The sequence below is a fragment of the Komagataeibacter europaeus LMG 18890 genome, assembly GCF_000285295.1.
Lineage (GTDB): Bacteria > Pseudomonadota > Alphaproteobacteria > Acetobacterales > Acetobacteraceae > Komagataeibacter > Komagataeibacter europaeus.
Genome location: NZ_CADP01000257.1, coordinates 1 through 1,820, shown reverse-complemented (window position 1 = coordinate 1,820; position 1,820 = coordinate 1). Strand labels below are relative to the sequence as shown.

At 61.3% G+C, this 1,820-nt stretch carries 2 pseudogenes; both read right to left on the bottom strand.

Annotated features, from left to right (window positions below):
* Positions 1–195 (bottom strand): annotated as a pseudogene (locus tag GEU01_RS23770) (ATP-binding protein); the annotation flags it as partial.
* Positions 185–1,707: pseudogene (gene istA, locus GEU01_RS23765) on the bottom strand (IS21 family transposase). The pseudogenes istA and GEU01_RS23770, both read right to left, overlap by 11 nt.
* Positions 1,708–1,820: the final 113 nt, after the last annotated feature.

Genomic DNA, 1,820 nt, shown 5'->3' with positions numbered 1-1,820 from the left:
CTTTGTCTGGTAGGCGATGGAGCGCACTTCGCGTTCGGCCAGTTCCGCCTTCAGGAGTTGTGAGAGGATGGGAATAGTCGCCTCGAAGGCAGGTGCGCCCTGCTCGATGAGGTCGGCCGTGGCCTGGGACATGCCATACATCCGCAATCCACGGAGCATGACGACAAGTGAAGCAGCAGCAGGATCATGACGCATGGCGGCTGTCCCTTCGCAGGATGTCATACCGCCCTGTATCGGCGCACGGTTCGTGTTCGAGCACCAGGGCCTGTGGGGCATCGAGCCGGGGAACCACGGTTCTCTTGGCATCGATCAGGCGATGAAGCGTATTGAGAACATGGGTCTTGGTCGCCACGCCGTCTTCAAGTGCCAGTTCAACCGCGCAGAGGACAGCCTGCTCATCATGCTGCAGCACAAGGGCCAGGATTTCAGCCATTTCCCGGTCGCCTCCAGGCCGCCTGAGCAGTTGATCCTGCAGGGTCCGGAAGGCAGCTGGCAATTCGGCAAACGGCGCGCCATTACGTAGGGCGCCCGGTTTGCGCTGGATGACCGCCAGATAATGCCGCCAGTCATACACCGTGCGGCCTGGCACACCATGCGAACGCGTGATGATCCGGTCATGCACGCACAGAACCTGCCCTTCGGCGATAATGCGCAGCCTGTCGGGATAAACCCGCAGGCTGACCGGACGATTGGCAAAGGAGGCCGGCACGCTGTAGCGGTTGCCTTCGAACTGGATCAGGCAGGTTGGCGAGACGCGCTTGGTCTGTTCGACAAACCCGTCAAAGGGACGCCCCGGCACCATGAGGTGAGGACGCTCGCTGGCATGGACCTCGGCGATGCTCCGGGCCAGTTCGATATGCTGCAGCCGTTCCCAGCAGGCCAGGCAGCGGGCTTCCAGCCAGGCATTCAGCGCCCCCAGATCAGGAAAGGCAGGCAGATCCTGCCAGATATGGCGTCGGGCATCCTGCACGGTCTTCTCGATCTGCCCTTTCTCCCATCCCGCTGCCGGATTGCAGAAGGTCGCCTCGAACAGATAATGGCTGGCCAGGGCCATAAAGCGCAGGTTGACCTGACGTGCCTTGCCAGAGCCAATCCGGTCCACAGCGGTCTTCATGTTGTCAAAAATACCCCGCCGTGGCACGCCACCGAGCACGCGGAAGGCCTCGGTAAGCGCATCAAAAAGCATCTCGTGGGTCTGCAGGGGATAGGCCCTGAGTATGAAGGCCCGGCTGAAGGACAGTTTGGTGTGGGCAACCTGCAGCTTGACGCGACGGCCGGCAATGACCGCCCAGTCCTCACCCCAGTCGAACTGGAAGGCTTCCCCGGGCTGGAAGCACAGGGGCACGAAAACACCCCGACCCGTTGTCTGGCGTGCCTGGGCTGTTCGTGTTTCCACTGCCGGATGAAAGCGGCCACCCGTCCGTAGGACCCATCATAACCCAGCGCCACAAGGTCTTCATGCAGTCGTCGCGCCGTACGCCGGTTCTTGCGGGATCGGGCGGCTTCCAGGACCAGCCATCCCCTCAGCCTGTCAGCAAACGGGTCCGGTCGGCTGGGACGTTCGGGTACCTGGAACCGCGGTTCAATACTCTGTGCCCGGAGATATTTCCGGATCGTATTGCGTGACAGTCCCGTCCGGCGTTCGATCTCGCGGATCGGAAGATGATCCCGGCAGTGCCACCGACGGATCACACTCAGAAGCTCCATGTCAATCACTCCTCAAACTCCCAGCAGATGCTGCCGGGGAGTGTGAAGGCATGGGTCAAATCTCGATGAAAATTTCCGCCCTACCCGGGTCAGTTCTCAGTGAAAATCAACAG